The following is a 25,567-nucleotide window of genomic DNA, read 5'->3' as shown; positions in this document are numbered from 1 at the left end:
GTTTATTCCAGCAGCGCGGCGGCTACCAGCTTTTTTGTGTACGGGTGATCGGGCGCGTCGAGCACTCGCTCGACCGGCCCGGTTTCGAGAATGGCACCGTCCTTCATCACGATGACGTGGTGCGCCATGGCACGGATTACCTCGACGTCGTGCGTGATCAGCAGGTAGCTCAGCCCGCGCTCGCGCTGCAGGCGCTGAAGCAGGCTCAGCACCTGCTTCTGGATCGTCACGTCGAGCGCGCTGGTCGGCTCGTCGAGCACCAGCAGTTGCGGATCGACGATCAGCGCACGGGCGATCGCGAGGCGCTGCCGTTGTCCGCCCGAGAACTCGTGCGGATAGCGATCGAGCAGCGAGGGGAACTGGGCCTCCGTCAGCCCGACGTCGGCCAGTGCGGCGAGCGCGCGGGCGCGGCGCGCTCCGACGTCGAGTTCGGGTGCATGCACGCGCAACCCCTCGCCCACGATCTGCTCCACCGTCATGCGCGGCGACAGCGACGAGAACGGGTCCTGGAACACCACCTGCATGACGCGGCGCAAGCCGAGATCGGAGGCGCGATCGACCGCCCAGCTCTTGCCCGCGACCTCCAGTGCACCCTGGTGCTTCAAAAGCCCCAGCGCCGCCAGCGCAAGCGTCGACTTGCCTGAACCCGATTCGCCCACCACGCCCAGCGTCTCGCCCGGCACGATGCGGAAATCCGCGCCCTGCACCGCCACGAACTCGCCCTTCCGGAACCAGCCGGCGATGCCGGGCCTCGGCACGGGGTAGATCACGCGCAAGGCCTTCGCCTCGATCACGGGCGATGCGTCGGCACGCGCGGCAACGGCCGCCACATTGCGCTGCGGATGGCTGTCGATCAGCTTGCGCGTATAGGGATGCTGCGGGGCATCGAACACCGGCGCCACGGCGCCATGCTCGACGACGTGGCCGTTTTCCATGACCACCACGCGGTCGGCGAAACGGCGCACCAGGTTCAGGTCGTGCGTGATGAGCAGCACGGCCATGCCGTACTTGCGCTGCAGGTCGGCCAGCAGCTCCAGGATCTGCGCGCGCACCGTGACGTCGAGCGCGGTGGTCGGTTCGTCGGCCAGCAGCAGGCGCGGCTTGCAGGCGAGCGCCATCGCGATCATCGCGCGCTGGCGCTGGCCGCCCGAGAGTTGGTGCGGAAACGCCCTCGCCCGCCGCGCCGGCTCGGGAATGCCGGTATCGGCCAGCAACTGGACGGCGGCCGCCTGCGCGGCGCGAGCCGACAGACCCTCATGCAGTTCGAGCACCTCCGCGATCTGGTCGCCGACGCTGTAGAGCGCATTCAGCGCGGTCATCGGCTCCTGGAAGATCATTGCGATCTCCTTGCCGCGGATGCTGCGCAGTTGGCGCTCCGGAATCGACAGCAGGTCACGCACGCCCTGCGGCGCTGCGCCACCGAAGAGCCTTGCGACGCCTGTGACATCGGCGTTCTGCACCAGCCGCAGCAGCGACAGCGCCGTGACCGTCTTGCCCGAGCCCGACTCGCCGACCAGCGCGAGCTTTTCGCCGGCGGCCATCTGGAAGTCGATGCCGTGCACGACCTCCTTGCCGCCGAACGCGACACGCAGGCCTTTCACGTCCAGCAGGGCCTGCTTGAGTTGCGGATCGTTCGTCATTTGTCGGCCTTGCGCGGATCGAGTGCGTCGCGCAGCGCGTCGCCCATGAATGTCAGCAGCATCAGGGTGACGACGAGCACGCCGAAGGTCGATATCGAGATCCACCAGGCATCGATGTTGGCCTTGCCCTGGCTGAGCAGCTCGCCGAGTGACGGCGTGCCCGGCGGTACGCCCAAGCCCAGGAAGTCGAGCGAGGTCAGCGCCAGGATGGCCGCGCTCATGCGAAACGGCAGGAAAGTGACGACCGGCACCATGCTGTTGGGCAGGATGTGGCGCCACATGATCTGCAGGTTGCCTACGCCAAGAGCGCGCGCGGCACGCACGTAGTCCATCTGGCGGTTGCGCAGGAACTCCGCGCGCACGTAGTCGGCCAAGCCCATCCAGCCGAACAGGCTCAGCAGGATGAGCAGCAGTGCCACGCTGGGAGCGAAGATCGCGCTGAAGATGATCAGCAGGTACAACTCCGGCATGGAGCCCCAGATTTCGATGAAGCGCTGGAACGCGAGGTCGGTCTTGCCGGCGAAGTAACCCTGCACGGCACCGGCGACCACGCCCAGCACCGTGCCGATGGCGGTGAGCGCCAGGCCGAACAGCACGCTCACGCGGAAACCATAGATGAGCTGCGCCAGCAAGTCGCGGCCACGGTCGTCGGTGCCGAGCAGATTGTCGACCGTCGGGGCGGCCGGGCTCGGCGACTTGGCGAAGTAGTTGAGCGTTTTGGGGCCGTAGGGATTGGGTGCGTAGATCGCCCAGTTGTCGCCCTTCGTGATGCGCTCGCGAATGAAGGGGTCAAGGTAGTCGGTTGGCGTTTCGAAGTCACCGCCGAAAGTCTTCTCGGAGTAGTCGCGCAGCACCGGGAAATATGTGTGCCCTTCATAGCGCAGGACAAGCGGCTTGTCCGTCGACAGCACCTCGGCGAACAGGCTCAGCACCACCAGCGTCACGAAGACCACCAAGCTCCAGAAGCCGAGGCGATCACGCTTGAAACGCATCCACGCACGACGACCAGGCGAGAGGTGGGCCGTTGTGGCCACCGGCGTTGCCTTCGTCTGCGTGCCACCGGCCGCACTCACGGGCACAACGCCCTCAGTCGAATTTGACACGCGGGTCCACCCAAACGTAGCAAAGATCGGAAATCAACTTGGTCACCAGGCCGATCAGCGTGAAGAGATAGAGGGTGCCGAGCACGACGGGATAGTCGCGTCGGATCACGCTCTCGTAGCCCAGCAAACCCAGGCCGTCTAGCGAGAACAGCGTCTCAATCAGCAGCGAGCCGGCGAAGAACGCACCGATGAACGCCGAAGGCAGCCCGGTGATGATCGGAATCAGCGCATTGCGGAACACATGCTTCCAGAGCACCTGCTTCTCGCCCAGCCCCTTGGCACGCGCCGTCAACACGTACTGCTTGCGGATCTCCTCGAGGAAGGCGTTCTTGGTGAGCATGGCCGTAACCGCGAAGCTGCCGAGCACCATCGCCGTGACAGGCAGCGTGATGTGCCAGAGATAGTCGACGATGCGCGCACCCCAACCCAGGTCGTCCCAGTTGGCCGAGGTCAGGCCTCGCAGCGGGAACCACTGCAGCTGCCCGCCGAACACCACCAGCAGCGCCACACCCAGCACGAAGCCCGGGATGGCGTAGCCGACGAGCACGATCAGCGTGCTGATCAGGTCGAAGCGCGTTCCCGCCTTTACCGCCTTCGCGACACCCAGTGGCACCGCCACGCCATAACTGATGAAGAAAGTCCAGAGACCCAGGCTGATCGAGACGGGCAGTTTCTCGAGGATCAGCGTCCAGACGTCCTTGTTCTGGAAGAAGCTCTTGCCCAGGTCGAAGCGCGCGAACTGGCCTAGCATCTGAAACAGCCGTTCGTGCGGCGGCTTGTCGAAGCCATACAGCGCCTTGATCTGCTCGAGCCGCTTCGGGTCGACGCCCTGGTTGCCGCGATAGCTGCTACCGCCGGACTCGAAGCCGCCGCCACCGCCGCCCCGCCCCACCGTCTTGGCTTCAGCCAGGTACTGTTCCACCGGGCCGCCGGGCACGAACTGGATCACGAGGAAAGTCACCAGCAGCACGCCGAGGAGGGTCGGGATGAACAGCAGCAGACGCTTGAGGACATAGGAGAGCACGGTCTGTTTCCTCTCTTCTATTTCTGGCGCGCCGGCTTGGCCCACCATGTGCCCATGACCCAGTCCTCGCCGTTGGCGTACGGCGGCATGGGCGATTTGAACGCAAGCCGCCAGTCGTCATAGACGATGCGGTGCGAGTTCAGCGTCCATTGGGGAATCAGGTAGTGGCTGTGCATGATCACGCGGTCGAGCGCACGGCAGGCGGGTATCAGGTCGGCCTTGGTGTCGGCATCGACGATGTCCTTGAGCAAGGCATCGACCGCCGGCGTCGACACGCCCATGTAGTTGCCCGAGCTCTCCGTCTTGGCCGCCTTGCTGCCGAAGATCTCGAGCAACTGCTGCCCGGGGTTGTTCGTGCCCGGGAAATTGATGGTCGTGATATCGAAGTCGAAGCGGTCGAGGCGCTCCTGGTAGAGAGCGAAGTCGACGGTCGCGAAGTTCAGGGTGATGCCGAGCTTCTCGAGGTTGCGGATCCAAGGCGACACGGTTCGCACGCCGCCTTCCTTGCTGTCGAGGTATTCCAACGTCATGGCCTCGCCCTTGGCGTTGCGCAAGGCGCCGTCGCGGTATTCCCAGCCGGCCTGCTTGAGCAGGTCGCGCGCGCGGCGCAGGTTGTTGCGCAGCGACTGGCCCTCGCCCTCGGTGATGGGCGGCGTGAACATTGGACCAAAGCTCGCGTCGGGGATTTTGCCGCGCCAACGTTCGAGCAGCGCCTTCTCCTCGGGCGACGGCAAGCCCTGCGCCTCGCAATCCGTATTTCCAAACAGGTCCTTCACGCGCGGATAGCCGTTGTAGAACATCTGCCGGTTCATCCACTCGTAGTCGAGCGCCAGGCCCAGCGCCTCGCGCACGCGCGGGTCACTCAGCCTGTCGCGGCGGCTGTTGAGCACGAAGCTCTGAAAACCCGCCGGTTTCTTGTGCGGGAACTCGTGCTTGACGAGCTCACCCGTGGTGAAGCGCTTGCCGTTCACCCGCCGCGCCCAGTCGCCGGCCGAGTAGAAACTCATCATGTCGAACTCGCCCGCCTTCAGGGCTTCGAGCCGGGCCGTGTTGTCCTTGTAGATCTTGACAGTGATCCGGTCGAAATTGTGCAAGCCACGGTTCACGGCCAGCTCGCGGCCCCAGTAGCCGGGGTCGCGCACGTAGGTGATGTCCTTGCCGAAGCGCACAGGGCCGATCTTGTAGGCGCCGCTACCGATGGGAATATCCATCACGACTTGATCGAAGGGCTTGGGCTTGCCGTTCTCTACACCCCAGGCACGGCTGAAGATGGGCAGGCTGCCCACGATCAGCGGCAACTCGCGGTTGACCGTCTTGAAGCGAAAACGGATGGTGCGCGCATCCAGCACGTCGGCACCGTCGACTTCCTGCAGCAGCGTCTTGTAGCCCGGCGAGGTGAAAGGGCCGATGAGCGTGTCGTAGCTGTGCTTCACGTCGGCCGCCTCGACCGGCATGCCATTGTGGAATTTCGCCTCGGGTCGCAGGCGGAAGGTGACGCTGCGGCGATCGGAGGCTACCGCGACGTCCTCGGCCAGCAGGCCGTAGCCCGACCCGGTTTCGTCCATCGAACCGGCCAACAGAGACTCGAACAGCATGCTGTCGAGGTAGGCCGGCGGCGCCCCCTTGATGGTGAAAGGGTTGTACTTGTCGAAAGTCGAGTAGCGCTGGTTGCTCACCAGCCGCAACTCGCCGCCTTTCGGGGCGTCCACGTTGACGTAGTCGAAGGCCTTGAAGCCTGGGGCGTACTTCAGGTCATCCCAGAGCGCATAACCATGCGCGGCCCACGCGGGAACCGCACACACCATCAACCACCAGACCCGGAGAAACCGCATGCGAGAATTCTGCCCAAGATTTTCACGAGGCAACTTCATGGGCTTTCTTTCCGGCAAAAAACTGTTGATCACCGGCGTGTTGAGCAATCGCTCCATTGCATATGGCATTGCCAAGGCCTGCCATGAGCAGGGCGCGGAGCTCGCCTTCAGCTATGTCGGCGAGCGATTCAAGGACCGTATCACCGAATATGCCGCAGACTTCGGCTCGAAGCTGATTTTCGATTGCGACGTGGGCGACGACGCGCAGATCGACAAGCTCTTCGCCGACCTCGCACAGGCCTGGCCGAAGTTCGACGGCTTCGTGCACAGCATCGGCTTCGCGCCGCGCGAGTCCATCGCGGGCGACTTCCTCGACGGGCTCTCGCGCGAAGGTTTCAAGATCGCGCACGACATCAGCGCCTACAGTTTCCCGGCCATGGCCAAGTCGGCCCTGCCCTACCTCAACGACAAGTCGTCCCTGCTCACGCTGACCTACCTGGGCGCCGAGCGCGCACTGCCAAACTACAACACCATGGGTTTGGCCAAGGCCTCGCTCGAAGCCTCGGTGCGCTACACGGCCGCCTCGCTCGGCCCGAAGGGCATGCGCGTCAACGGCATCAGCGCGGGCCCCATCAAGACGCTGGCGGCCAGCGGCATCAAGGGCTTCGGCAAGATGCTGGCGGCCGTGGCCGACGCCTCGCCGATCCGCCGCAACGTGACCATCGAGGAAGTCGGCAACGTGGCCGCCTTCCTCCTGAGCGACCTGGCCAGCGGCGTGACCGCCGAGATCACCTATGTGGACGGCGGCTTCAGCAACGTCGTCGGCGGGATGGCCGAATAGTCTTGCGCCAAACCCCGGCACGGCTGCCAAACGGCCGTGCTGCGCAACCCATTTCACACATCGTGCTGAATCGACGCTCCTTGCTGCTTGCCGCCTTCGGCGTGATCGCCGCGCCCTCCGCGTTCGCGCGCGAGGCAGCGCCCTCGCTGATGCTGGCCGACGTCTACCGCCCCGGCATGTCGCTGAACGACTACTGGGTCAGCGAGAAGTACGACGGCGTGCGCGGCTACTGGGACGGCAAGCAGCTCTGGACGCGCGGCGGCGAGCGGATCATGGCGCCGGCATGGTTCATCGCCCCGCTGCCCAGGCAGCCGCTCGACGGCGAGCTGTGGGCTGGACGCGGCCGCTTCGCCCATGCGGTGTCGACAGTGCGCAGCCAGACACCCAACGACGTCGCATGGCACGAGATGCGCTTCATGGTGTTCGACCTGCCCGCCCAGGGCGGCGACTTCACGACGCGGCTGGCCGCGCTGCGCAACCTGCTTCCCATCACCGACGCACCCTGGGTGGTGCCGGTGCCACAGCAGCGCGCGACCACACATGCAGAACTGCAGGCGCTGCTCGACAAGACGGTCAAGATGGGCGGAGAGGGGTTGATGCTCCACCGTGGCAGCTCCCAGTACCGCGGCGAGCGCAACAGCGACCTGCTGAAGGTCAAGCCCTACGAGGATGCCGAGGCCCGCGTGATCGAGCACCTCCCCGGCAAAGGCAAGCACAGCGCCCGGCTCGGCGCACTGGTGGTCGAGACGCCCGACGGCAAACGCTTCAGGCTCGGCACCGGACTGACCGATGCCGAACGGGAGAACCCACCCGCCATCGGCAGTTGGGTGACTTACCGCTACAACGGCACCACCGCCAAGGGCCTGCCCCGCTTCGCGCGCTTCATGCGCGTTCGCGAAGGCTGACCACCCTCGAACGGCTTCGGCAGCGGCCTACTTCGCTTCCTTGACGCAGTCCGCGTAGTAGCGCTTCTTGCCAGTCTCGTCGATGCGCGCCACGAGGCCGTGGATGTCGGTCTCGAAGCCCGGGCACTGCGTATTGAACTCGCGCGAGAACTTGAGGTAGTCGACGATCTTCTTGTTGAACACTTCGCCCGGAATCAGCAGCGGAATGCCCGGCGGGTACGGCGTGATCAGGCTGGTGGTGATGCGGCCTTCGAGCTCGTCGATCTCCACGCGCTCGGTCTTGCGGTGCGCGATGTGGGCGAAGGCGTCGCTGGGCTTCATGGCCGGCGTCAGGTCGCTCAGGTACATCTCGGTCGTGAGGCGCGCCACGTCGAAACGCGCGTACAGCTGGTGGATGTGCTGGCACAGGTCGCGCAGGCCGAGGCGTTCGTAGCCCGGGTGCTGCTGGCAGAACTCGGGCAGGATGCGCCACATCGGCTGGTTGCGCGCGTAGTCGTCCTTGAACTGCTGCAACGCCGTGAGCAATGTGTTCCAGCGGCCCTTGGTGATGCCGATGGTGAACATGATGAAGAAGCTGTAGAGGCCCGTCTTCTCCACGATCACACCGTGCTCGGCGAGGAACTTGGTCACCACGCTCGCGGGAATGCCGGTCTCGGCGAAGTTGCCTTCGAGGTCCAGGCCCGGCGTGACGATGGTCGACTTGATCGGGTCGAGCATGTTGAAGCCGTCGGCCAATTCGCCGAAGCCGTGCCAGTTGCGCGGCGACTTCTTGCTCTTGGGCTTGCCGTTCTTCTCGCCCTGCATGATCCAGTCCTCGGCGCGACCAATGCCCTCGTCGACGAGCTTCTCGGGGCCCCAGACCTTGAACCACCACTCGTCCTTGCCGAACTCTTCTTCCACCTTGCGCATGGCGCGGCGGAAGTCCAGCGCTTCGAGAATGCTCTCTTCCACCAGCGCAGTGCCGCCGGGCGGCTCCATCATGGCGGCGGCCACGTCGCAGCTCGCGATGATGGCGTATTGCGGGCTGGTCGACGAGTGCATCAGGTAGGCCTCGTTGAACAGGTCGCGGTCGAGCTGGCGGTTTTGCGAGTCCTGCACCAGCACGTGGCTGGCCTGGCTGATGCCGGCCAGCAGCTTGTGGGTGGACTGCGTGGCGAACACCAGCGATTCCTTCGGCCGCACGCGGCGCTTGCCCATCGCGTGGTAGGCGCCATAGAACGGGTGGAATGCGGCGTGCGGCAGCCACGCTTCGTCGAAGTGCAGCGTGTCGACGTAGCCATCGAGCATGTTCTTGATGGTCTCGGTGTTGTAGATCACACCGTCGTAGGTCGATTGCGTGAGCGTCATCACGCGCGGCTTGACCTTGTCGGCGTCCACGTCGGCCAGCAGCGGATTGGCCTTGATCTTGGCCTTGATGGCGCTCTGCTCGAACTCGCTCTTCGGAATGGGGCCGATGATGCCGAAGTGGTTGCGCGTAGGCTTCATGAACACCGGAATCGCGCCGGTCATGATGATCGCGTGCAGGATCGACTTGTGGCAGTTGCGGTCGACCACCACCACGTCGCCCGGGGCCACCGTGTGGTGCCACACCATCTTGTTGCTGGTGCTGGTGCCGTTGGTCACGAAGAAGCAGTGGTCGGCATTGAAGATGCGCGCCGCATTGCGCTCGCTGGCCGCTACCGGGCCGGTGTGGTCGAGCAGCTGGCCCAGTTCTTCCACCGCGTTGCAGACGTCGGCGCGCAGCATGTTCTCGCCGAAGAACTGGTGAAACATCTGGCCCACCGGGCTCTTCAGGAACGCCACGCCGCCCGAGTGGCCCGGGCAGTGCCACGAGTAAGAGCCGTCTTCCGCGTAGTCGATCAGTGCCTTGAAGAACGGCGGCTGCACGCTCTCGAGGTAGCTCTTGGCCTCGCGGATGATGTGGCGCGCCACGAATTCGGGCGTGTCCTCGAACATGTGGATGAAGCCGTGCAGCTCGCGCAGGATGTCGTTCGGGATGTGGCGCGATGTCTTGGTCTCGCCGTAGATGTAGATCGGCACGTCGGCGTTCTTGCGCCGCACTTCGCCGATGAAGTTGCGCAGGTTCAGCACGGCCGGATCGAGGTCGGGGCCGATGGTGAATTCCTCGTCGTCGATCGACAGGATGAAGGCGCTGGCCCGGCTTTGCTGCTGTGCGAACTGGCTCAGGTCGCCGTAGCTCGTGACGCCCAGCACCTCGAAGCCCTCCGTCTCGATGGCCTGCGCGAGCGCGCGGATGCCGAGGCCCGAGGTGTTCTCGGAGCGGAAGTCCTCGTCGATGATGACGATGGGAAAGCGGAATTTCATGAGCGGGGCTCCGGACAGGCAGACAGACAGGCAATGAGGCGAGGCGCGAAGTGTACGGAATTCGGATGACGGATCCGGTCAGCTTCCTGCAAGCCATTCGGGCCCGTCGGGCAAGGCCCATTTCTCCGGCTGCGGCGCAGTACCCCTACCCGAGGCAAGCGCTTGAGGCATATGCCTCAGAATGGCGCGCATCGAACAAGGAAAAGAGGAGTTGAAATGGCGAATTCCACCGTCTGGTGGCTGATTGCGGGGGCCGCCATCGTGGTCGAGTTGCTCTCGGGCACGGTCTACCTTTTGCTGCTGGCCGCAGGCTTTGCAGCCGCGGCGATCTCGGCGCACCTGGGCTTCGGCACGGTCACCCAGCTGATCGTAGCCTCGGTGATCGGCGTGGGGGCCGTGCTCACCTGGTACTCGATCCAGCGCAAGCGCCCTCCTGCCCCGCCCACCGAAGCCAACCGTGACGTGAACCTCGACATCGGCGAGAGCGTTCACGTCGATGCGTGGAACGCCGACGGCACGGCGACCGTGCGCTACCGGGGCGCGCAATGGACGGTAGTCCAGCGCGCGGGCCGCACGCCCTCGAGCGGCGAGCACCGCGTGGTCGAGGTGGTCGGCAGCCGGCTGGTCGTCGACAAGGTCTAGTCACAGTCCATAGAACTCAGAAAAAGGAAGCGCACCATGGAATTTTCGGTCCCTCTCATCATCCTGGTCATCGCGATCATCTTCATCAGCCAGTCGGTCAAGTTCGTGCCGCAGCAGAACGCCTGGGTGCGCGAGCGCCTGGGCAAGTACCACGGCACCATGACGCCCGGCCCGAACTTCTTGATCCCGTTCATCGACCGGGTGGCCTACAAGCACAGCCTGAAGGAAATTCCGCTCGACGTGCCGAGCCAGATCTGCATCACGCGCGACAACACGCAGCTGCAGGTCGACGGCATCCTGTACTTCCAGGTGACCGACCCGATGCGCGCGAGCTACGGCTCGTCGAACTACATCGTGGCCGTGACGCAGCTCGCACAGACTTCGCTGCGCAGCGTGATCGGCAAGCTGGAGCTCGACAAGACCTTCGAGGAGCGCGACGTGATCAACGCCCAGGTGGTGGCCGCGATCGACGAGGCCGCGCTCAACTGGGGCGTGAAAGTGCTGCGCTACGAAATCAAGGACCTGACGCCGCCGAAGGAAATCTTGCTGGCCATGCAGGCGCAGATCACCGCCGAGCGCGGCAAGCGCGCGCTGATTGCGGCCTCCGAAGGCCGCCGCCAGGAGCAGATCAACATCGCCACCGGCGAACGCGAGGCCTTCATCGCCCGCTCCGAAGGCGAAAAGCAGGCGCAGATCAACAACGCACAGGGTGAAGCCGCTGCCATCACCGCGGTGGCCACCGCAACGGCGGATGCCATCGAGCGCGTGGCGGCTGCCATCCGCCAGCCCGGCGGCGAGCAGGCCGTGCAGCTCAAGGTGGCCGAGCGCGCCGTCGACGCCTACGGCAAGGTGGCGGCCGATTCCAAGACCACGCTGATCGTGCCGAGCAACATGACCGAGACCGCCGCGCTCATCGCTTCGGCGATGCGCATGGTCCAGGCAGGCAAGCCGTCGAATCCGGTCTGAACTGACTGCTACAATCGTAGGCTCAGGAGCGGTGGATGAGCGGTTTAAGTCGCACGCCTGGAAAGCGTGTGAGGGTTAATAGCCCTCCGCGGGTTCGAATCCCGCCTGCTCCGCCAGAGATTGATTGTTCGTAACCGTTCGCGAACATCAGACAACGCAAGAAGCCCAAGTCGCCACAAGCACTTGGGCTTTTTTGTCGTCCGGCTTACCAAGCAGTGCGTTGCTTTGCAACAACTGGATATCACCTGCCGGATCCTTTCATCTGGCGCTACGATCCGAATGTTTTAGTTTCAAAGCCTGCAAAGGAGCCTCGATGGCTGGACAACGAAAAAACGCGCCGCGCGGCAGGACCCCACTGGACCGCACCCTGGAAAAAAGCGAGCAGGTGGCTGCCGACGTGCAGCGGGCATCGGACAACCTCGCCGTGGTGAACACGGTACTCGAACAGGAGTTGCCCGAAGAAGTGCAGGTCGGCGAAGTGGCACAGGCCATCGAGCACACGAGCCAGCTGGAAGAAAAGCTGGCCAAGTCCGCCGAGAAGCTGGCCGAGGTCAATGCCGCACTGAGCGAGGAGATCGAGAAGCGCCTCGAAGCGGCTGCGGAGCGCGACGAAAGCCAGGCGCTGGCCAAGAAGCTCAAGGCAGAGATCCGCGCCGACGGCGACGACTGACCCCGGATTCGGCCACCGGCACTCCGTCCGTATCCTTTCTCCTACGCCGCGGCAACGCCAGGCACGCTACGCTATTCGTTCTCAAAGCGAAACCACGGCATGGCCCTCATCACGTTCCTCGTCGAGGACAACAAGACCATCAGGGATAACCTGGTCCCGGCACTCGAGGATTTGGTCAATGGCCGTGTGGTCGGCTTCGCCGAAACCGAGACAGAGGCCCTTGCATGGCTCGAGGTGCATCCCGACGACTGGCAGCTCCTGATCGTCGACCTCTTCCTGAAGGAAGGTTCCGGCCTCGGCGTTCTGGGCGGCTGCAGGACCCGCAAGCCCAGCCAGCGGGTGGTGGTGCTCAGCAACTACGTGACGGCCGACATACGCGCGCGTTGTATGGCTTTGGGTGCAGACGCGGTGTTCGACAAGTCGCGCGATCTCGACGCCTTCATCGAGTACTGCAACGCCAATCGCTCTTCGGGTCTTGCGCCGCTCTGAACCGCCCCTGAAGCAGCCATGAAAAAAGGGCCCGAAGGCCCTTTTCTCTTTTGCGGACAACCGTGAAGGTTGCCGCTGCCGAAGCGAATCAGCGCACCACGGCGATCTGCGTGCGTGCACCACCCTTGTAGGTGTACAGCGTCAGGGCGCCGTTCTTGATGTCGCCCTTTTCGTCGAAGGCGATCGGGCCGGTCACGCCCTTGTATTGCGTCTTGCCGACTTCAGGCAGGTACTTGGCCGGGTCGGACGAGCCGGCCTTGACCATGGCTTCGGCCAGCACGTTGACCGCGTCGTACACGTACGGTGCGTAGATCTGCACTTCGACGCCGTTCTTGGTCTTGAACTTGGTCTTGAAGTCTTCCAGCGGCTGCTTGAAGTCGCCGTCCACGCCGCCGGCTTCAGCGCACACCACCATCTCTTCGCCAATCGCATCGCCAGCCAGCTTCGGCAGTTCGCCGGTGCACAGGCCGTCGCCGCCCATGAACTTGACGTTCAGGCCGAGTTGCTTGACTTGCTTGAGCATCGGGCCGCCGACGGCGTCCATGCCGCCGAAGAACAGCACGTCGGGCTTGGCGGCCTTCAGCTTGGTCAGGATGGCGTTGAAGTCGGTCGACTTGTCGGTGGTGAACTCGTGGCCCACGATGGTGGCGCCAGCGGCCTTCGCCGACTTCTCGAACTCTTCGGCAACGCCTTGGCCGTAGGCTGTGCGGTCGTCGATCACGGCGATGTTCTTGCCCTTGAGCGTTTCGACAGCGTACTTGCCCAGCGTGCCGCCGAGCTGCGTGTCGTCGGCCACCACGCGGAACGTGGTCTTGAAGCCTTGGCGCGTGTACTTCGGATTGGTGGCCGAAGGCGAGATCTGCGGAATCCCGGCGTCGCTATAAAGCTTCGAAGCGGGAATGGTGGTGCCCGAGTTCAGGTGACCCACCACGCCGTTGACCTTCTCGTCGACCAGCTTCTGGGCGACAGCGGTGCCCTGCTTCGGATCGCCAGCGTCGTCTTCGGCGACCAGTTCGAACTTGGCGACCTTGTCGCCGATCTTGAGGCCCTTTGCATTCAGGTCTTCGATGGCCATCTTGGCGCCGAACTCGTTGTCCTTGCCAAGGTGGGCAATGGGACCGCTCGTGGGCGCAACGTGACCGATCTTGACGAGCAGGGTTTCTCCGGCAGGTGCAGCAGCCGGGGCCGCAGCCGTTGGCGCGGGCGCTGCAGCGGGAGCAGCAGCTTCTTCTTTCTTGCCGCAAGCCACAAGCGTGAGAGCAGCCAGTGCGACCGCAGTCCATTTCAATTGCATGAGAACCTCCAGAACTTGGATGAAAAGAATAAAAAACCGGTCGTGTGATCCGGGCGCACAGACCTCGCAAGTTTCGCGCCGCGGACCAGCGGCACCCTCACGCCCTTCCGACCTGCGGCGCAGTTTAGCCGAGGATTCAGGCGCCGGAAGCTGGCGTAGACCCTGTGTTTTCGCTGAGTTCCGCGGCCATTGCCTCGATCACCAGCGCACGCAGAACGGCTTCGATTTCATTGCGCAAACGCGGCACCATCGCGTCGAGCTGATGCTGAACGGCAGCTGACACGGTGTCGCTCAAACGCTCTTCCAGAGACAGGTCGACGCGCTGCAACACGCGGTGCAGCAACTGCTCTTCGAGGCTGACGATTTCCGCCTGCGAAAGCTGCACGGCCGGCGGCAATGCCATGACGCTCGCCGGGTCGGGTTGGAGCGCGGCCGCGGCCTGGGGCTCGGGACTCGCGGGCTCCGGCGGAACCTCGAGCACCGTGGTCAGCGTGGGAACGAACCGGGGCGGTGTGCGCAGCGTGCTGGCCATGTCAGGAACTCTTTGCGAAATCGTGCGGCTGGATGGTGTAGCCACGATCGGCATAGTGGCGCCAGCGCGAACGGCCGACCTGCCGATCGTTGGCCTCATCGCTCACGATGTCGATCATGCGTTCATAGCGCTCGAAGCCTGCAGGCACTTCGAGTCCGAGATTCACCAGCATTTCGCGGTGCGGCAGCGAAGCCGCGTCGGCACCCTCCGCCGAAAGAACGACGGGCGAACGCGCGACCACATGGGCCGGCGCATCGCCGCGGCAGTGCGCGACGAAGTCCACCGGCGACAGCTGCCAGAGCGCGGCGTCCACGGCATCGAGCGCACGCGCATCGCCGACGACCACCACGCGCAGGCCGCGTGCATTCACGGCCTTGCGAACCAGCCGGCAGGCGTAGTTCAGCTTGTCGGGCGCGTTGTAGTGAAAACCGATTTCCGTCACTTCGCGGACCTGGCCTTTTTGGCCGGAGCTGCGGGGGCTTTGGTTTTGCTGGCCTTGCCCGATCCGTCGCGGCCGTTCGCGCGGGTCGTCAGGTACGACACCAGCAGGCCCACCGGCCGGCCGGTCGAGCCCTTGGCCGCACCGCTCTTCCAGGCGGTGCCTGCGATGTCCAGGTGCGCCCAGGCGAAGTCGCCGGCAAAGCGCTGCAGGAACTTGGCGGCGGTGATGGCGCCGCCGGCGCGGCCGGCAATGTTGGCCACGTCGGCGAAGTTGCTCTTGAGGCCTTCGGCATAGTCGTCGTCCAGCGGCAGGCGCCAGCAGCGGTCCTGCGAGGCCTCGCCGGCGGCTTCGATCGCTGCGGCCAACGTTTCGTCGCTGGTGAACAGGCCGCTGCGCACACCGCCCAGGGCCACGACGCAGGCGCCCGTCAGGGTCGCGATGTCGATCACGGCCGCCGGATCGAAGCGCTTGGCGTAAGTCAATGCGTCGCAAAGGATGAGCCGGCCTTCGGCATCGGTGTTGAGCACCTCGATGGTCTGGCCGCTCATGCTCGTCACCACGTCGCCCGGCTTCACGGCGCGGCCGTCGTTCATGTTCTCGCACGAGGGAATGAGGCCGACGACGTTGATGGCGGGCTGGAGGTCGCCGAGTGCGCGGAAGGTGCCGAGCACACTGGCCGCGCCGCACATGTCGAACTTCATTTCGTCCATTTCGGCCGCGGGCTTCAGCGAGACGCCGCCGGTATCGAAGGTGATGCCCTTGCCGACAAGCACCACCGGCGCCTCGTCCTTGGGCGCGCCGTGGTAGCGCAGCACGATGAAGCGCAGCGGCTCCGCCGAGCCTTGCGCCACGGCCGCGAAGGCACCCATGCCGAGCTTCTCGACTTCTTTCGGGCCCAGCACTTCGCACTTGATGTTCGGCAGCTTGGCCAGCCCCTTGGCGGCCTCGGCCAGCATCGTGGGCGTGGCATGGTTGGCAGGCCGGTTGCCCCATTCCTTGGCCAGTTCGATGCCCTGGACGGTGGCCCGGGCGGCATCGAAGGCGCCGGTGACGGCGGCGGCATCGGCCACGCCGACGGTCAGCTGGCGGATGCTGCGGGGTTCGACCTTCGACTTGGTGGTCGTGTAGACGTAGCTCGCGTCGGCCGCCGCCGTGACGGCGCTGGCTACCGCCGCGCCGTCGGCAGGCTGCGCGAACACGATGGCCACACGCTTGGGCCCCTGGGCCTTGGCCGCGTTGACCGCCGCGATCACCCCGCTGCGCACCGAGGCGGGCTTGCCGTCGCCGATGGCCGCAAGCACCACGCGGGACGCGACCACGTCTTCCGGACGGTAAAGCCCCAGCTGCTTGCCAGCCTTGTCGGGCAGGTCGCCGGCCTTGCGGGCACTGGCGGCAAGCACCGACAACGGGTCTTTGGAGGTGAGCGGAGCGCTGCCCACGAGCACGATGAGGACGTCGGATTTCTCGGCTGCAGCCTGGGCGACGGTGAGGGTCTTGAGTTGAAAGTCCATAATCCTTTTTTTCCTCGAACGATGTTATTCCATTCTTCCCTACGCAAGGAGCTGTCCCGCAGCTTCGGAGCAACCCTCGTGGTCCTGGTCACCATCGTGATGACCATGATGCTCATCCGCACCCTGGGGCTCGCGTCCAAGGGCAGTGTGAACCCGCAGGAGGTGTTCCTGGTGATGACTTACACGGTGCTCGGCTACATGCCGACCATCCTGAGCCTGAGCCTGTTCATCGCCATCGTCGGCGCCCTCTCGCGCATGTACCGCGACAGCGAGATGGTGATCTGGTTTTCCAGCGGGCGCGGCCTGATCGACTTCGTCAAGCCGCTGTTCCGCTTCGCCTGGCCGGTGCTGATCCTGATCGCGGTGATGGCGCTGGTGGGCTGGCCGTGGGCCAACTCGCAGACCATCGGCATGCGCAAGCAGTACGAGCAGCGAAGCGACATCGAGCGCGTGGCGCCGGGTGAGTTCCGCGAATCCGCCGGCCGGGTGCGCGTGTTCTTCATCGACAAGGAGACGGCGGACAACTCCAAGGCCACCAACGTCTTCATCTGGTCGATCGAGCGCAACATGCAGATCACGACCTCGGCGCGCAGCGGCAGCATCGAGAACATCGGCAATTCGCGCTACCTCCTGCTCAACAACGGACAGCGGCTCGAGCAGCCCATTGCCCAGACCGGCCTGAAGATCAGCGAATTCAAGACCTATGGCACCCGGGCAGGCGGCAACAACGGCCTGACCAACGACGCAACGCCGCCGCGCGCGCGCAACACGCTGTCCCTGCTGACCGATCCGAGCGACCCGAGCCGCGGCGAGCTGGCCTGGCGCATCGGGATGCTGCTGACGGCCGTCAACTTCGTGCTGCTGGCGCTGAATGTGTCGAGCGCCAACCCGCGCGTCGGCCGCAGCGGCAACCTGCTGCTGGCACTGTTCGCTTTCGTCGTCTACTACAACATGCTCAACCTGGGGCAGAGCTGGATCAGTTCAGGCAAATACAGTCTGGGTGGCTTCATGGTGCTGTTGCATGGCGGCGTGCTGCTGATCAACCTGGCGTGGCTCGGCATACGCCAGAACAACTGGGGACGGCCGGGCAAGCCACGCCCGTCCGCCGCCGCGCTGTCCACCCCCAAGATCGAACCCACGTGAAAACGATAAGACGCCTGATCTACGTGGAGGTGCTGAAGGCCGTGGCGTTCGTGACGCTCGGCTTTCTGAGCCTCTTCTTCTTCTTCGACTTCGTCGACGAACTGCAGTCCATCGGCAAGCCGGACAGCCTCAACTACGGGCCGGCGCAGGCGCTGATCTACGTGACGCTGCTGATCCCGAGCCACCTCTACGAGCTGCTGCCGATCACGGTGCTGATCGGCTCCATCTTCGTGATGGCCCGGCTGGCGCAGAGCTCCGAATACACGATCCTTCGCACCAGCGGTCTGGGGCCCTGGCGTGCGCTGCGCACCCTGCTGCTGCTGGGCATCGGTTTCGTCATGCTGACCTTTGCCATCGGCGACTATGTCGCACCGGCTTCGGAGCGCACGGGCCAGCTGCTCAAGGCCAAATACCAGGGCGTCTATTCCCTGGCCGGCAACACGGGCGCCTGGCTCAAGGAAAAACGGGGCAATGTGTCGTTCGCGGTGAACGTGCTGTCGATCGACCGCAAGGGCGCGCTGAAGAGCCCGCGCATCTTCGAGTTCGACGACAACGGCTACATCAGCACCCAGATCGTCGCGGGCTCGGCCCGCATCGACAACGGGCACTGGATGCTCACCGACGTCGAAGAGCAGAAGTACGACACGCGCAGCTCGGCCGACCAGGCCCGCATTGCCACGACCAAGATTCCGCAGCTGAACTGGCCCACCACGCTGACCGCCGAAATGGTGTCGGTCGCGCTCCTGCGCCCCGATCGCATGGGCACGATCGACCTGTTCGACTACATCCGCCACCTCGACGCCAACGGCCAGACCGCGCAGCGCTACGAGATCGAGTTCTGGCGCAAGGTGTTCTATCCACTCTCGTGCCTGGTGATGGTGGTGCTCGCCCTGCCCTTCGCCTATCTGCACTTCCGGCAGGCCGGCATCACCACCTACGTGTTCGGCGGCGTGATGATCGGCATCAGCTTCTTCCTGCTGAACAACGTATTCGGCTATCTCGGCAACCTGAGCAACTGGTCGCCCTGGCTCACGGCGGCGGCGCCGGGAATGATCTATTCGGTGATGTCGTTGACGGCCTTCAGCTGGCTGGTGCTGCGACGATGACCCAGGGCATCGTCCTGCTGGCACATGGTTCGCGCGACGAGCGCTGGCGCCAACCCATCGAGGCCGTGGCCGAGCGCGTGTGCAGGAACGAACCCGACGCCCACGTGGCCTGCGCGTACATGGAGCTGGCAACGCCCGACCTGCCCACGGCGACAGCGGCGCTGATTGCCGGCGGTGCCACCGCCATCCGCGTGGTTCCGCTGTTCCTCGGCATGGGCAAGCACGCGCGCGAAGACCTGCCGCACCAGCTCGAGGCGCTGCGCCAGCGCTGGCCCGACGTTAGCTTCTCGCTCGCCCGCATTGTTGGCGAGGAGCCCGAACTGGTCGATCTCCTGGCCAGAATTGCGGCCAAATCCTGAACATCCGGCAATTTCGATAGATTCCGAAGGCATAATGAATTCCGCAATAAGACGGAATTTGATATGAATCTGCACCAGTTCAAGTTTGTTCAGGAAGCCGTGCGGCGCAACCTGAACCTCACGGAAGCGGCCAAGGCGCTCCACACCTCGCAGCCCGGCGTTTCCAAGGCCATCATCGAACTCGAGGAAGAACTGGGCGTTGAAATCTTCGCGCGCCACGGCAAACGCCTGAAGCGCGTGACCGAGCCAGGCCAGCACGTCATCGCCAGCATCGAACTCATCATGCGCGAGGTGGGCAACCTCAAGCGCATCGGCGAACAGTTCAGCGCGCAGGACAGCGGCACCCTCTCCATCGCCACCACCCACACCCAGGCGCGCTACGTACTGCCGGTGCCCGTGGCCAATCTGCGCGAGGCGTACCCCAAGGTCAACGTGAGCCTGCACCAGGGCTCGCCCGACCAAGTGGCGCGCATGGTGATCGACGAGATCGCGGAGATCGGCATCGCCACCGAATCGCTCGACGGCTACGCCGAGCTCGTGACCCTGCCCTGCTATGAATGGCAGCACGTGCTGGTGCTGCCCAAGGACCATCCACTGGCCGCCAAGGAGCGCATTTCGCTCGAAGACTTGGCGAGCGAGCCGATCATCACGTACCACCCCTCGTTCACCGGACGCACGCGCATCGACCATGCGTTCGCGCAGAAGAAGCTCACGCCGCGCATCGCGCTCGAGGCCATCGACTCCGACGTGATCAAGACCTACGTGCGCCTCGGTCTGGGCGTGGGCATCGTGGCCGAGATGGCCGTGCGCGACGAGTCGAACGCCGACCTCGTGGTGCGCCCGATGGGCCACGTGTTCGGCCAGAATATCGCGCGGGTCGCGTTCAAGCGCAGCGCCTACCTGCGCAACTTCGTCTTCAAGTTCGCCGAGCTGCTGTCCGACCGCCTTGACCGCAACCTCATCGCCAAGGCCCTGAGCGGCCATCAACAAGACTACGAACTATGAGCACAGCTCAATCCCCACGCACGCCCGACATCGTCACCAAGCTGCCGGCTGTAGGCACCACCATCTTCACCGTGATGTCGGCGCTGGCCGCCGAGAAGAATGCGGTCAACCTCGGCCAGGGTTTTCCGGATTTCAACTGCGATCCGAAGCTGCTCGAAGACGTGACGGCCGCCATGGCCGCGGGCCACAACCAATACCCGCCGATGCCCGGCATCCCGGCGCTGCGCGACGCCATCGCCGCGAAGATCTCGGCGCTGTACGGCCACGGCTACAGCGCGGCCACCGAGATCACCGTCACCGCCGGCGCCACGCAGGCCATCATCACGGCCATCCTCGCCGTGGTGCGCCCGGGCGACGAGGTGATCGTGCTCGAGCCCTGCTACGACAGCTACGTCCCCAACATCGAGCTGGCCGGCGGCAGCGTGGTGCGCGTGCCGCTCGTGCCCGGCACCTTCCGCCCCGACTTCGACAAGATCGCCGCCGCGCTCACGCCGCGCACGCGCGCCATCATCATCAACACGCCGCACAACCCGAGCGCCACGATCTGGACCGCCGCCGAGATGCGCCAGCTCGAGGAACTGCTCGCGCCCACCGACGTGTTCGTGATCAGCGACGAGGTCTACGAGCACATGGTCTACGACGGCGCGCGCCACGAAAGCGTGGCGCGCTTCCCGGGCCTGGCCGCGCGCAGCTTCATCGTCAGCAGCTTCGGCAAGACCTACCACGTCACCGGCTGGAAGGTCGGCTTCGTGGCCGCGCCGGCCCCGTTGATGGCCGAGTTCCGCAAGGTGCATCAGTTCAACGTGTTCACCGTGAACACGCCGATGCAGCATGCGCTCGCACAGTACATGGCCGAGCCGAAGCCGTACCTCGAACTGCCGGCCTTCTACCAGCGCAAGCGCGACCTGTTCGCCGCCGGCCTGGCCGAGAAGACACGCTTCAAGCTGCTGCGCAGCGAAGGCAGCTATTTCCAGTGCGTCGACATCTCGGCGGTGAGCGACCTGTCCGAAGCCGAGTTCTGCCTGTGGCTCACGCGCGAGATCGGCGTGGCGGCGATCCCGCTGTCGGCCTTCTACGGCAACGGCTTCGACCAGCGCGTGGTGCGCTTCTGCTTCGCCAAGAAAGACGAGACGCTGCTCACCGCGCTGGAGCGGCTTGCCAGGCTCTGAGGACGCCCCTTCCATCGCTTGCAGATACGCCGGGCAAAACGCCGACGCGCGCGGTAGGACTGTCCTGACCACCGAAGGGGTGGCTCTCCGGCGCCGCGCCACCGCGGGGATGACCAGCATCGGGGTTCGTTGCAACAACGTCCCAGGAGCAAACCATGTCCCTCTCGTTCATTCTGCTGATCGTCCTGATCCTGCTGCTGATCGGCGCGCTTCCAAGCTGGGGCTACAGCCGGTCCTGGGGCTACGGGCCCAGCGGTGGCCTCGGCCTCGTGCTTGTGATCGTTGTCATCCTCGTGCTCATGGGGCGCATATGACCGGGCGGCGGCACCTTGTGTCGCCTTCAGCGAAGAGCCCGCCCCTTTCGGCGGGCTTTTTCATGCCTGCAACTGGGCCCACGCCTTGTCGAGCCGCTTCACGCTCACCGGCTGCGGCGTGCGCAACTCCTGTGCGAAGAAGCTCACCCGCAGCTCCTCGAGCAGCCAGCGGAATTCGAGCATGCGCTCATCCACCACGCCCTTGCGCTCCGCCACCAGGCGCCAGTAGCGCTGCTCCTGAGGCTTGAGCTCGGCGAGCTTCGCGGCGTCGCGGGCCGGGTCCGCGCGCAGCTTGTCGAGCCGCAGCACGATGGCCTTGAGGTAGCGCGCGAAGTGCTGCAACTGCGTCCACGGTGCGTCGGCGATGAAGCGCTTGCCGACGAGACGCTGCAGTTGCTGTGCGGCATCCTGCACGGCATCGGGCTGGATCTTCGTGTCCTTGATCTTTCGCGCGGCCGCCGCGTATTCGACGAGGATGGCCGACGCCAGCCGGCCCACCTCGTTGGCGATCAGCGTGAGGCGGCCGCGCCCCTCTTCCAGCCGGCGCTTGAACGCGAACTCGTCGGTCGGCAGCGGCTCCTGAAGGAAGGCGCGGTCGATCGCCACGTCGATGATCTGCGCACGCAGTTCCTCGGAGGTGCCGAGCGGCATGAACGCGACCGACATCTTCTGCAGATCGGGGATGTTCTTCTCGAGGTACTTGAGCGCATCCTTCAGCTGCAGTGCGAACAGGCGGCGCAGGCCGGCCCGGTGTTTGGTAGCCGCCACGGCGGGCTCGTCGAACACCTCGATGGTCACGGCGTCGCCCTCGTCGCGCAGCGCCGGAAAACCGATCAGCGATTGCGAGCCGCGGCGCACTTCCATCAGTTCGGGCAGCTCGCCGAAAGTCCAGCCCGTGTAGCGCTGGCCGGCGGGTAGTGCGGCGGCCGCAGGCGCGTTGGCCGCCTTCGCGGGCGCCTTCGAGTCTTCGTCCGTCGCCGGCGTCTTCTCCGGCGACGCCTTCACATTCAGCCCCGCGAGCGCCTGGAACGCGCCTCGTGCCTGCGCACCGAGTTCGGCCTTCAGCGCACCAAGGTTGCGCCCCATGCCCAGCTGTCGCCCGTGCTCGTCGATCACGCGCAGGTTCATGAACAGGTGCGGCGGCAGCATGTCGAGCTTGAAGTCGGCGCGCTTCACGTCGATGCTGGTCATGTCGCGCACGCGCTTGAGCAGCACGTCGGTCAGCGAGCCTGTGCCGAACAGCTCGGGCGCCGACAGTTCTTCCGCCAGCTTCGAAGCCGACTCGGGCAGCGGCACCAGCCGCGAGCGCGGGCGCTGCGGCAGGCTCTTGAGCAGCGCCTGGATCTTGTCCTTGAGCATGCCCGTCACCAGCCACTCGCAACGTTCCTCGCTCACCTGGTTGAGCACGAACAGCGGCACGCTGACGGTGAGGCCGTCTTTCGCGTCACCGGGCTCGTGCAGGTAGGTCGCAGCACAGTCCACGCCACCCAGTCGCAGCGTGGCCGGGAAAGACTGCGTCGTGATGCCAGCCGCCTGGTGGCGCATCAGTTCATCGCGCGTCAGGAACAAGAGGCGTGGCTGCTCCTTCGAGGCATGGCGGTACCAGTTCTCGAAGGTGATGCCGCTGGCCACGTCGGCGGGCAACTGCGCGTCGTAGAAGGCGAAGATCAGCTCGTCGTCGACCAGCACGTCCTGCCGGCGCGACTTGTGCTCCAGCCCTTCGACCTCGCGCACCAGCTTGCGGTTGGCCGTGAGGAACGGGAACTTGCTCTCCCATTGCCCACCGACCAACGCCTCGCGGATGAAGATCTCGCGCGCCGCGACCGGATCGACCTTGGTGAAGTCGACGCGCCGCCCGCTGTACACGACCAGCCCATACAGCGTCGCGCGTTCCAGCGCCGACACCTGCGCGCCCTTCTTCTCCCAGTGCGGGTCGAGCAATTGCTTCTTCAGCAGATGCCCCGCCACCTGTTCGAGCCATTGAGGCTCGATGTTGGCGATGCCGCGCCCGAAGAGCCGCGTGGTTTCGACCAGTTCAGCCGCAACGATCCAGCGGCCGGGCTTCTTCTTCAGGTGCGCGCCCGGATGCTTGTAGAACTTGATGCCGCGCGCGCCGAGATACGCCTCGTCGTCTTCGAGCTTCCAGCCGACGTTGCCGAGCAGGCCCGCGAGCATCGACAGGTGCAGCGGCTCGTAGCCCGAAGGCTCGGCGTTGAGGCGCCACTTGTGCTCGGTCACCACCGTGAGCAGCTGCGAGTGGATGTCGCGCCACTCTCGCACGCGGCGGATGTTGATGAAGTTCTGCCGCAGCAGTTGCTCGTACTGGCGGTTGCTGAGCTTGTGGGTGTCTCCGTGGCCGCCGCGCGCGTCGGCGATCCATTTCCATAGCCGCAGGTAGCCGCTGAACTCGCTCTTCTCGTCGTCGAATTTCGAATGCGCCTGGTCGGCCTGCTGCTGTGCGTCCATCGGGCGGTCGCGCACATCCTGCACGCTGAGGGCCGAGGCGATGACCAGGACTTCTTCGAGCGCACCGCGCGATCGGGCTTCCAGGATCATCCGGCCGACGCGCGGGTCGAGCGGCAGCCGCGACAGCTCGGCACCGGTTTGCGTGAGTTCGTTGGCGTCGTCAACAGCGCCCAGCTCGTTGAGCAGCTGGTAGCCGTCGGCAATCGCGCGCGGCGATGGCGCTTCGAGGAACGGAAAGCGCGCCACGTCGCCTAAGCGCAGTGACTTCATCCGCAGGATCACGCCCGCGAGCGAGGAACGCAGGATTTCCGGATCGGTGAAGCGCGGCCTGCCTTCGAAATCCTTTTCGTCGTAGAGCCGGATGCAGATGCCGTTCGCCACCCGCCCGCATCGGCCCGCGCGCTGGTTGGCCGCCGCTTGGCTGATCGGCTCGACCAGCAACTGCTCGACCTTGCTGCGGAAGCTGTAGCGCTTCACGCGCGCCGTGCCGGTGTCGATCACGTAGCGGATGCCTGGCACGGTGAGCGAGGTCTCGGCCACGTTGGTGGCCAGCACGATGCGCCGGCCCGTGTGGCCATCGAAGATGCGGTCCTGCTCCGGGCCGGAGAGCCGCGCGAACAACGGCAGCACCTCGGCGTTGCGCAATAGCGGCTGGTGGCTCAGGTGGCGGCGCAGGTGGTCGGCCGCTTCGCGGATCTCGCGCTCGCCGGGCAGGAAAACGAGGATGTCGCCCGCGTTGTGCGGGTCGCGCCAGAGTTCGTCGACGCCATCAGCGATCGCATCGTTCAGGTCGTGCTCGCGCGACTCCTCGAACGGGCGGTAGCGCTGCTCCACCGGGAAGGTGCGGCCGGAGACATAGATGATCGGCGCCGGCCCGTTCCTGGACGCGAAGTGCTGCGCGAAGCGGTCGGCATCGATGGTGGCCGAGGTGACGATCACCTTCAGGTCGGGACGGCGCGGAAGAATCTCGCGCAGGTAGCCCAGCAGGAAGTCGATGTTCAGCGAGCGCTCGTGAGCCTCGTCGATGATGAGCGTGTCGTAGGCCTTCAGCAGCGGATCGGTCTGCGTCTCGGCCAGCAGGATGCCGTCGGTCATCAGCTTGACCGAGGCGTCGCGGCTCAGCCGGTCCTGGAAGCGCACCTTGAAGCCGACCACGTCGCCCAGCGGCGTCTTCAGCTCTTCGGCGATGCGCTTGGCGACCGAGCTCGCGGCAATGCGGCGCGGCTGCGTGTGGCCGATGAGCCGGCCCTTGCCTGGCTCGGCGTTGAGCTTGCCCCGACCCAGCGCGAGTGCGATCTTCGGCAGCTGCGTGGTCTTGCCCGAGCCCGTTTCGCCGCAGACGATAACGACCTGGAGCGCCGAGATGGCGGCCATGATTTCGTCGCGCCTGCCCGAGACAGGGAGCGATTCGGGAAATTCGATGCGAAGAGGTGTCGTGGTCGTCAAGGGAAGGCAGTCGTCGGGCTGGCGCGGCGGGCAAACCGTCGATTATCGGTGCGCACAGCAGTTGTTGCAGGGCGCCCACAGTGCCCCGCCCCATGGCAACACGTCGAGTAAATAGTCTTTACTCCACCGCACGCCCTCGCTACGATCGCGTCCATGTCCTGCCTTGCCCCCACCACCTTGCGCCGTCGCTGCGCAAGCCGTGCGCCCACCGCGCATGGACGGGCCAAGTTGCCTCGCCCGGCCTGAAGCCGCGCCCCCCGCGCGCTTCGAGCACAGAAGCGCCGCAACCGCTCCCACAGCGTCTGACTGCCGATTCCTTCGTGCGAAGGAGCGGCCGCTTTTCCGTACCTGTTCGATAAAAAAA

At 65.2% G+C, this 25,567-nt stretch carries 22 protein-coding genes and 1 tRNA gene; 13 read left to right on the top strand and 10 right to left on the bottom strand.

From position 1 onward, the window contains the following. Positions 1-2: 2 nt before the first annotated feature. The 4 genes from ACEOAB_RS13670 to ACEOAB_RS13655 are packed head-to-tail and all read right to left on the bottom strand — an operon-like array spanning position 3 to position 5,599. Positions 3-1,640, bottom strand: a complete 1,638-nt coding sequence (locus ACEOAB_RS13670; RefSeq protein WP_413747565.1) for an ABC transporter ATP-binding protein — start codon at positions 1,638-1,640, stop codon at positions 3-5. Further along, positions 1,637-2,674, bottom strand: a complete 1,038-nt coding sequence (locus ACEOAB_RS13665) for an ABC transporter permease (protein ID WP_413747564.1) — start codon at positions 2,672-2,674, stop codon at positions 1,637-1,639. Before ACEOAB_RS13665 ends, ACEOAB_RS13670 begins: the two co-directional genes overlap by 4 nt. A 52-nt stretch (positions 2,675-2,726) precedes the next feature. After that, a complete protein-coding gene (locus ACEOAB_RS13660) occupies positions 2,727-3,767 on the bottom strand; it encodes a microcin C ABC transporter permease YejB (RefSeq protein WP_413747563.1) in 1,041 nt (346 codons plus the stop codon). Between the two features lie 17 nt (positions 3,768-3,784). Next, entirely contained in the window at positions 3,785-5,599 is a 1,815-nt protein-coding gene (locus ACEOAB_RS13655; RefSeq protein ID WP_056596643.1) for an extracellular solute-binding protein, read from the bottom strand. A gap of 37 nt (positions 5,600-5,636) precedes the next feature. On the opposite strand from ACEOAB_RS13655, the gene fabI reads away from it, so the two are divergent. Continuing rightward, complete coding sequence (fabI, locus tag ACEOAB_RS13650) at positions 5,637-6,419, top strand: enoyl-ACP reductase FabI (RefSeq protein ID WP_056596641.1); 783 nt, start codon at positions 5,637-5,639, stop codon at positions 6,417-6,419. A gap of 62 nt (positions 6,420-6,481) precedes the next feature. Continuing rightward, positions 6,482-7,324, top strand: a complete 843-nt coding sequence (locus ACEOAB_RS13645) for a DNA ligase (RefSeq protein WP_413747562.1) — start codon at positions 6,482-6,484, stop codon at positions 7,322-7,324. Between the two features lie 27 nt (positions 7,325-7,351). Here ACEOAB_RS13645 and ACEOAB_RS13640 read toward each other — a convergent pair whose 3' ends face one another. Beyond that, positions 7,352-9,649, bottom strand: coding sequence for an Orn/Lys/Arg family decarboxylase (locus tag ACEOAB_RS13640; RefSeq protein ID WP_413747561.1), 2,298 nt, complete (start codon positions 9,647-9,649; stop codon positions 7,352-7,354). A gap of 216 nt (positions 9,650-9,865) precedes the next feature. On the opposite strand from ACEOAB_RS13640, the gene ACEOAB_RS13635 reads away from it, so the two are divergent. The 5 genes from ACEOAB_RS13635 to ACEOAB_RS13615 all read left to right on the top strand — a co-directional run bounded on the left by ACEOAB_RS13635 (position 9,866) and on the right by ACEOAB_RS13615 (position 12,416). Beyond that, the gene (locus tag ACEOAB_RS13635; protein WP_413747560.1) at positions 9,866-10,291 is read left to right on the top strand and encodes an NfeD family protein; all 426 of its coding nucleotides are present in this window, start codon (positions 9,866-9,868) and stop codon (positions 10,289-10,291) included. A 36-nt stretch (positions 10,292-10,327) separates the two neighbouring features. Further along, positions 10,328-11,257 carry an SPFH domain-containing protein gene (locus ACEOAB_RS13630; RefSeq protein WP_413747559.1) on the top strand — a complete coding sequence of 310 codons (930 nt, stop codon included), beginning with the start codon at positions 10,328-10,330 and terminating at the stop codon, positions 11,255-11,257. A gap of 25 nt (positions 11,258-11,282) precedes the next feature. Beyond that, a tRNA-Ser gene (locus tag ACEOAB_RS13625) sits at positions 11,283-11,373 on the top strand. Between the two features lie 197 nt (positions 11,374-11,570). Continuing rightward, the gene (locus ACEOAB_RS13620) at positions 11,571-11,927 is read left to right on the top strand and encodes a hypothetical protein (protein ID WP_007832285.1); all 357 of its coding nucleotides are present in this window, start codon (positions 11,571-11,573) and stop codon (positions 11,925-11,927) included. Positions 11,928-12,026: 99 nt separating this feature from the next. Beyond that, positions 12,027-12,416 (top strand): response regulator, encoded by a 390-nt coding sequence (locus ACEOAB_RS13615; protein ID WP_056596629.1) that lies wholly within the window; start codon positions 12,027-12,029, stop codon positions 12,414-12,416. Positions 12,417-12,504: 88 nt separating this feature from the next. Here ACEOAB_RS13615 and ACEOAB_RS13610 read toward each other — a convergent pair whose 3' ends face one another. The 4 genes from ACEOAB_RS13610 to ACEOAB_RS13595 all read right to left on the bottom strand — a co-directional run bounded on the left by ACEOAB_RS13610 (position 12,505) and on the right by ACEOAB_RS13595 (position 16,195). Next, positions 12,505-13,710 (bottom strand): branched-chain amino acid ABC transporter substrate-binding protein, encoded by a 1,206-nt coding sequence (locus ACEOAB_RS13610; protein ID WP_056596621.1) that lies wholly within the window; start codon positions 13,708-13,710, stop codon positions 12,505-12,507. A gap of 136 nt (positions 13,711-13,846) precedes the next feature. Next, positions 13,847-14,242 carry a hypothetical protein gene (locus ACEOAB_RS13605; RefSeq protein ID WP_056596618.1) on the bottom strand — a complete coding sequence of 132 codons (396 nt, stop codon included), beginning with the start codon at positions 14,240-14,242 and terminating at the stop codon, positions 13,847-13,849. 1 nt (position 14,243) lies between these two features. Further along, positions 14,244-14,684 (bottom strand): DNA polymerase III subunit chi, encoded by a 441-nt coding sequence (locus ACEOAB_RS13600; RefSeq protein ID WP_056518352.1) that lies wholly within the window; start codon positions 14,682-14,684, stop codon positions 14,244-14,246. After that, positions 14,681-16,195: a leucyl aminopeptidase gene (locus ACEOAB_RS13595; RefSeq protein WP_413747558.1), complete on the bottom strand. Its 1,515-nt coding sequence runs from the start codon at positions 16,193-16,195 to the stop codon at positions 14,681-14,683. Before ACEOAB_RS13595 ends, ACEOAB_RS13600 begins: the two co-directional genes overlap by 4 nt. A gap of 21 nt (positions 16,196-16,216) precedes the next feature. Here ACEOAB_RS13595 and lptF point away from each other — a divergent pair, with 21 nt between their 5' ends. The 6 genes from lptF to ACEOAB_RS13565 all read left to right on the top strand — a co-directional run bounded on the left by lptF (position 16,217) and on the right by ACEOAB_RS13565 (position 21,291). Beyond that, complete coding sequence (lptF, locus tag ACEOAB_RS13590; protein WP_056596609.1) at positions 16,217-17,338, top strand: LPS export ABC transporter permease LptF; 1,122 nt, start codon at positions 16,217-16,219, stop codon at positions 17,336-17,338. Continuing rightward, positions 17,335-18,444: an LPS export ABC transporter permease LptG gene (gene lptG / locus ACEOAB_RS13585; protein ID WP_056596605.1), complete on the top strand. Its 1,110-nt coding sequence runs from the start codon at positions 17,335-17,337 to the stop codon at positions 18,442-18,444. The genes lptF and lptG overlap by 4 nt, the downstream gene beginning before the upstream one ends. After that, positions 18,441-18,803, top strand: a complete 363-nt coding sequence (locus tag ACEOAB_RS13580; protein WP_413747557.1) for a sirohydrochlorin chelatase — start codon at positions 18,441-18,443, stop codon at positions 18,801-18,803. The genes lptG and ACEOAB_RS13580 overlap by 4 nt, the downstream gene beginning before the upstream one ends. Positions 18,804-18,866: 63 nt before the next feature. Continuing rightward, positions 18,867-19,808 (top strand): CysB family HTH-type transcriptional regulator, encoded by a 942-nt coding sequence (locus tag ACEOAB_RS13575; RefSeq protein ID WP_007832298.1) that lies wholly within the window; start codon positions 18,867-18,869, stop codon positions 19,806-19,808. Continuing rightward, positions 19,805-20,977: a pyridoxal phosphate-dependent aminotransferase gene (locus ACEOAB_RS13570; protein ID WP_413747556.1), complete on the top strand. Its 1,173-nt coding sequence runs from the start codon at positions 19,805-19,807 to the stop codon at positions 20,975-20,977. Before ACEOAB_RS13575 ends, ACEOAB_RS13570 begins: the two co-directional genes overlap by 4 nt. A 155-nt stretch (positions 20,978-21,132) precedes the next feature. Beyond that, entirely contained in the window at positions 21,133-21,291 is a 159-nt protein-coding gene (locus tag ACEOAB_RS13565) for a DUF3309 family protein (protein WP_082572211.1), read from the top strand. A gap of 60 nt (positions 21,292-21,351) precedes the next feature. Here the strand turns inward: ACEOAB_RS13565 and hrpA are convergent, their stop codons facing one another. Beyond that, the gene (hrpA, locus tag ACEOAB_RS13560; RefSeq protein WP_495653836.1) at positions 21,352-25,131 is read right to left on the bottom strand and encodes an ATP-dependent RNA helicase HrpA; all 3,780 of its coding nucleotides are present in this window, start codon (positions 25,129-25,131) and stop codon (positions 21,352-21,354) included. Positions 25,132-25,567: the final 436 nt, after the last annotated feature.

This window comes from Variovorax sp. Varisp53 (assembly GCF_059491555.1).
Note: the sequence above shows the minus strand (reverse complement) of the source record. Positions and strands in the feature narration are given on the sequence as shown.